The sequence below is a fragment of the Paraburkholderia sp. J8-2 genome (assembly GCF_905220195.1).
Classification (GTDB): Bacteria; Pseudomonadota; Gammaproteobacteria; order Burkholderiales; family Burkholderiaceae; genus Paraburkholderia.
Genome location: NZ_CAJMZA010000067.1, coordinates 1 through 4974, shown reverse-complemented (window position 1 = coordinate 4974; position 4974 = coordinate 1). Strand labels below are relative to the sequence as shown.

Here is a 4974-nt window from a genome sequence, read left to right as displayed (position 1 = left end):
ACGAAGAGCGATTTTAGGTCGGACAAAATACCTTATCGAGCGAGCTTTGGCGGGCAGTGCCACGACTCCACGCGTTCTCAATCGCGCGATCGAGCGGCCGAATCGGTACGACGAGCGGACATCAGGAGGTGTACGCAACCGATGATGGGCTTCAAGGGTTTTCGATGTGCGCGTATTTTGCTCGGCGGCATTGAGTTGATGCATATGATCGCCAAGGGGCAAATGCAGACCGGCGGCTTGAGCCAGACACCTGCCGCCCAATTCTACTCGCTCGTTAAATAAGGCATCCTATTTGTTCTGGTGTGCTTGTATCCATAACGCCTTATCGCGACAAAACCCGTTTCGTGACTTTTGCCGCCGAGTTGTCGTCCTTGATACGGTGGAGACCGCCGACGCATTCATGATCGCCGCGCACAAGCTTGCCCTCTGCTCTCCCGCTTGCGCTCGGTAAGTCCGGCGGCGCGAACCTCCGCCCGATCAACTCAACGATGCCAGCAAGATCGACAGCTTGCGGATATGCGCCATGAACGCTTCGGTCATTTCGCGGTTATGGCCGTCGCTCAGATGCGGCGCTTCGGCCAGCTCGACCTGGCCATGGAACTCGTCGAAAACTTTGCGACGCTCGTCGGGCGGAAGTATGCGAATGAGGGACACCATCAGTAGTTCCTGCGCATGGATGATACCGAGCACGGATTGTTCGTTCATTTCGACCTCCGTCGGAACGCGGCGATGCTAGCGGCTGAACAGCAAGACAAAGCGGGGAGTTGACGGCAGCACCAGGTCGATGTTGTCTTCGATCCTCCTTTTTACCCGTCCATACTAGCGCAAGGATCGAGCCGTCTGCACCTGTACCGGGCGAAGCGCAGGGAGGCATACGGGTGCCGATGGGATCTCACACCAGACCGGCCCGGGCCGCCGCCCACACCGTATCGACGGGATTGTCGCGGTTCTCGTACGGCTTTCTCCGGAAGGGCGCCCTGGTATCGAAACGGGACGCGTTCTGCAGTCGCGGGACCAACCCGGCGCACCAGTCGAGGAACCGCGAACAGGCAGCGGGATCCCTGGTGGATTCAGGAACCGGGCCGACCGGTGCAAGGTATGTGTCGCATCTTGACGGGTCACCATTCTGACCTGGCCACAGATAGGTCTGGAGAGGGATGGCTTTCCCTTCGTCGTCTAGAGCTCGACACTGGTCCCCGATTAAAACGGGGTCGCATTCACGCAGAATCGCCGGGATATGTGACTCGGAAGACGGGCGGGATGCCGCGGTGTCGAAAAGACGAAGGGCCTGGGTTCCACAACAGCTTGAGTGCCAACCGGCAGACAACGCCTTTTATGTCAGGTACCGGCCGCCACCCCCCCGTCCGGCAAGGCTTTGCGCCCGCTCCGATCATTCCACGGCCTCCTCACAACCACGAAATATTATATTTCGTGGAAACGAGTATAATAAGGCGTGACCCTTCCCGTCCCCCGGAGCCATCATGCGACGTGTTTCCTTTGATGTCGCCCAGGCCAGCGCTGCCGTCAAGGCCGGTGGTGTCCTGTCGGCGATCCTGCGTGCCGAAAAGGGCGCTTTCTATATCGAGCTGGAAACGCGCGAATCGGGCGTGGCCGAACTCGTGACCTCGAACGGCCGCGAGCGACGGGAATTCCGCGATCCGGGCCAGGCCCTGAAGGTCGTGCGCGATCTCGGCGTGGCGACCGGCCGTTTCGCGCTCGAGGAGTGGGACACGCGTGCTCCGAAGGCCCCGGCCTGGACGCGTCCGGACCAGAGCGCGCACATGAAGCGGCGCAACCAGCTCGCCGACGACGCAGCCGAGTTCGAGGCCGACGTCCTGAAGGCGGTTGCCGAGGCCGACAGTCCCGGCACGTCGTTTGTCCCACACGATGAGGTGATGGCGCAGCTCGATGCGAAGCTTGCCGCGACCGCGAAGAAGGCTGCGCGCAAGGGCCGCGCATGATCGTCGAGTGGCTGCCGCGTGCAGTGGAACAGCTGCTGTCGATTATCGATTATGTGAGCGAGGACAGTCCGGCCGCCGCCGTCGAGCTCGGACAGTCCATCCGTGAAAAGACCACCACGCTCGCCACGTACCCGAACCGCTACCGGACGGGCCGCGTCAGGGGGACCCGTGAGATGGTCGTGATGCCTAACTATATTGTCGTGTACCGCGTTTCGGGCAAACAAGTGCAGATTCTTCGTGTCCGCCACGCGCGGCAACGCCGCTAGGGCTGCAAGCTTTGCTGTGCGACAGCACGCAGGGCCCACATGGTGGGCCCTGCGTGAAGCTGCTCTCATCGCTGTCGAATGAGTCGTAACGCCCCACTTCTGTCCTTCAGCTTGAGCCGCCCGCAGTGGCTGCTCCAGGATCTGCTTCGGACATTGCGGCGCGGAAGCGTCGCAGACGCCCACCGAGTATGACCTGCGGCGTGTGCAAAAAAAGGCCGACATCTGTATCGGCCGAATACGCACGACGCCGGCCAGGCGTCCTGCGGCGGAGCTCTACCTGGAGTATGAGGCGTATCTCGCGTCGATGGGGACGCTTGCACTTTCACACCTACGCACGCCCTATCCAGACGGTCAGCGCATGACGCACTGTGCTTTGCGATCAGGCACGATCTGTAACACCATCGATATGAAGGCGCAAGCGGCACCCACGCTGCACACGCCGGGCCAGTGCCATGCGCTCCACGCATAGTTGCCGAGTACCGAGCCTATGGCACCCCCTGCGAAGCGGATCGTCATGTAGATCGTATTCGAGCGGCTCATGGCATGATTTCGGACACCAAGGTTACGCGCCATGTTGGAAACGTGGGCGCTCTGCAAACCAAGGTCGAGAAGTACGACGCCGACAATCAGGCCGCCGATGCTCTCGCCCGTCCAGGCCAGCACTCCATAGGAAGCGATGAACACGAGTGTTGCGGCGAGGATGATACGCCGGGGTTCGTGCGCATCCGTCAGTTTGCCGATGGCATACGACCCACTGGCGCCCGCGATGCCAACCAAACCGAACAGTCCTGCGGTTTCACTACCATAACGGGTGTCGAGACTATGCAGGTGAAATGCGAGCGTCGTCCAGAAAGCGCTGAAGGCTGCGAACTGCAACGCGGCGACGAAAGATGTCTGCCGCACGACGGGTTCCTCGCGCAGTAGCTGTGTGAGAGAGCCCATTAATGCACGATAGCTACCTGGGAATGTTGGTGCAACGCGTGGCAGTATCCGGGCGAGCATCACGGCGACGAGCGCGGTCGTTGCAGCTGCCGACACATACACAACGCGCCAGCCAAGATGCGCAGCCATCGTACCGGATACGGTGCGCGAAGCAAGGATGCCCCCTAGCAGGCCCAGCATCACGATTCCAACCGCTTTCCCGCGGCCATCGGCGCCGGCGAGTTGCGCGGCATAGGGCGTGAGCAGTTGCGCTGCCACGCTCGTCATGCTCGCCACGAAACTCGCCGCAATGAGCCACGACAAAGTCGGCGCGGCAGCCATCGCAAGAAGGGCAACCACAGCCGCCGACAGCGTTATCGTGAAAAGCTTGCGACGCTCGACCTTGTCGCCTAGCGGAACGAACAAGACCAGACCAAGGGCGTAGCCAGCTTGCGCCGCAATGGCCACCGCGCCGGCCTGACGTTCGCTCGTCCCAAAGGTATGTGCGAAGTCGATCAGCAGCGGCTGGTTGTAGTAGTTGTTCGCGACAACGAGCCCGGCCGAGAGCGCCATGACCCAATAGAGCGATTGCCTCATCTGGACTCCCCGGTGACTGGTTACCCTGGATCGTGACAGCGCGGCGCAACGGCCGGGATAACCGGACCACTGTTTGCGGACCGCATGCGTCGGACTGTAGACTATTTCCCAATCAGGAGGTACCTGCGCCAAACGGCAAGCAGTCTTGCGTTTTCCGGAAGGACAGTTCGATGGACCGATTCGATGCCATGCAGGTGTTTGTCCGGGTTGTCGAGGCCGGCAGTCTGTCTGCCGCCGCCCGCGCAATTCCGATGTCGCTGACTTCGGTAAGCCGTCACATCTCGGCTCTGGAGCAGCAGTTCGGCACCCAGTTGTTACGGCGCACGACACGCTATACAGCGCTGACTGACGAAGGACGCCTGTTTTACGCGCGCGCGAAGGCTATCCTCGCGGATCTCGACGAGATGAGCACGCTTATCGGTGGTAGCAGTAGCGAGCCCTCTGGCCGGTTGCGTATCGCCGCTCCATCGTTGCTCGGGCGCATGCTCATCGCGCCACTGCTTCCACACTTTCTCGCATCGCATCCCGGCGTGTCGGTAGAGATGGTCCTCGTCGAGCGCAGCGTGAATCTTGCGGAGGAAGATGTTCATGTCGCGATCCGCGTGGGCCGCTTGCCTGATTCGACGCTTGTCGCACGGAAGCTGGGCGATGTCCGCATGGTGACTTGTGCCGCGCCGTCATATATCGAACGCCGGGGCGCACCGAATTCACCCAGTGAACTGAGTCTGCACGACTGCCTGGTCTTTTCCGACAGTCCCGGCCCCGTTGACTGGCGTTATAGCCATGCCGGTGTCCGTCATTCTGCTCGAGTGACGGGGCGGCTCTGGGCGAACGCGCTCGATGTACTCTTGGTGGCCGCGCGAGCGGGTGCGGGTATCATCCGCGCCCCATCGTGGCAGGTTGCGGGATTGTGTGAGCAGGGAGAACTGCGACGTATCCTTGCGGAATATGAACCGAGCCCTGTGCCGGTGAGCGCGTTATATGAACGCGCTCGTCGAACCTCACTGCCGCTGCGTGCCTTTCTTGACTTCCTGATCCAATCCCGCGTCATCGCGGAGCTTGCCCACGCAGTCGGGACGAATGTTTCCTGACCGGATTAGAGGTCGAATTAAGGCAGAGATCTGGTGCGCAACGGACGTTCGAGTGCTTCACTTGCCCTTCGGGCGAACGACGGGAACTGGCCGTGCAGATTCACTCGTCAATATAGAGAGGAGACAATCGCTGGCACG

5 protein-coding genes and 1 pseudogene are annotated in these 4974 nt (G+C 61.2%); 4 read left to right on the top strand and 2 right to left on the bottom strand.

Going from position 1 to position 4974, the window contains the following annotated elements; translation table 11 throughout:
- Window positions 1-282, top strand: a pseudogene (locus U5A52_RS42640) (hypothetical protein); the annotation flags it as partial.
- A 195-nt stretch (window positions 283-477) separates the two neighbouring features.
- Here U5A52_RS42640 and U5A52_RS42635 read toward each other — a convergent pair.
- Window positions 478-705: a hypothetical protein gene (locus tag U5A52_RS42635; protein ID WP_321917039.1), complete on the bottom strand. Its 228-nt coding sequence runs from the start codon at window positions 703-705 to the stop codon at window positions 478-480.
- Window positions 706-1481: 776 nt separating this feature from the next.
- On the opposite strand from U5A52_RS42635, the gene U5A52_RS42630 reads away from it, so the two are divergent.
- Both U5A52_RS42630 and U5A52_RS42625 read left to right on the top strand, forming a co-directional pair.
- On the top strand, window positions 1482-1961 hold the full coding sequence (locus U5A52_RS42630; protein ID WP_321917038.1) for a hypothetical protein: 480 nt from the start codon (window positions 1482-1484) through the stop codon (window positions 1959-1961).
- Entirely contained in the window at window positions 1958-2227 is a 270-nt protein-coding gene (locus tag U5A52_RS42625; protein ID WP_321917036.1) for a type II toxin-antitoxin system RelE/ParE family toxin, read from the top strand. Before U5A52_RS42630 ends, U5A52_RS42625 begins: the two co-directional genes overlap by 4 nt.
- Window positions 2228-2578: 351 nt before the next feature.
- Here U5A52_RS42625 and U5A52_RS42620 read toward each other — a convergent pair whose 3' ends face one another.
- Window positions 2579-3745: an MFS transporter gene (locus U5A52_RS42620; protein ID WP_321940386.1), complete on the bottom strand. Its 1167-nt coding sequence runs from the start codon at window positions 3743-3745 to the stop codon at window positions 2579-2581.
- Between the two features lie 170 nt (window positions 3746-3915).
- On the opposite strand from U5A52_RS42620, the gene U5A52_RS42615 reads away from it, so the two are divergent.
- Window positions 3916-4836 carry a LysR family transcriptional regulator gene (locus U5A52_RS42615; protein ID WP_321940384.1) on the top strand — a complete coding sequence of 307 codons (921 nt, stop codon included), beginning with the start codon at window positions 3916-3918 and terminating at the stop codon, window positions 4834-4836.
- Window positions 4837-4974 lie beyond the last annotated feature (138 nt).

What these genes read in the sequence shown, in the direction of transcription:
- U5A52_RS42630 (WP_321917038.1), top strand. Translation starts at nt 1,482, where the DNA reads ATGCGACGTGTTTCCTTTGATGTCGCCCAGGCCAGCGCTGCCGTCAAG.
- U5A52_RS42620 (WP_321940386.1), bottom strand. Translation starts at nt 3,745, where the DNA reads ATGAGGCAATCGCTCTATTGGGTCATGGCGCTCTCGGCCGGGCTCGTT.
- U5A52_RS42625 (WP_321917036.1), top strand. Translation starts at nt 1,958, where the DNA reads ATGATCGTCGAGTGGCTGCCGCGTGCAGTGGAACAGCTGCTGTCGATT.
- U5A52_RS42635 (WP_321917039.1), bottom strand. Translation starts at nt 705, where the DNA reads ATGAACGAACAATCCGTGCTCGGTATCATCCATGCGCAGGAACTACTG.
- U5A52_RS42615 (WP_321940384.1), top strand. Translation starts at nt 3,916, where the DNA reads ATGGACCGATTCGATGCCATGCAGGTGTTTGTCCGGGTTGTCGAGGCC.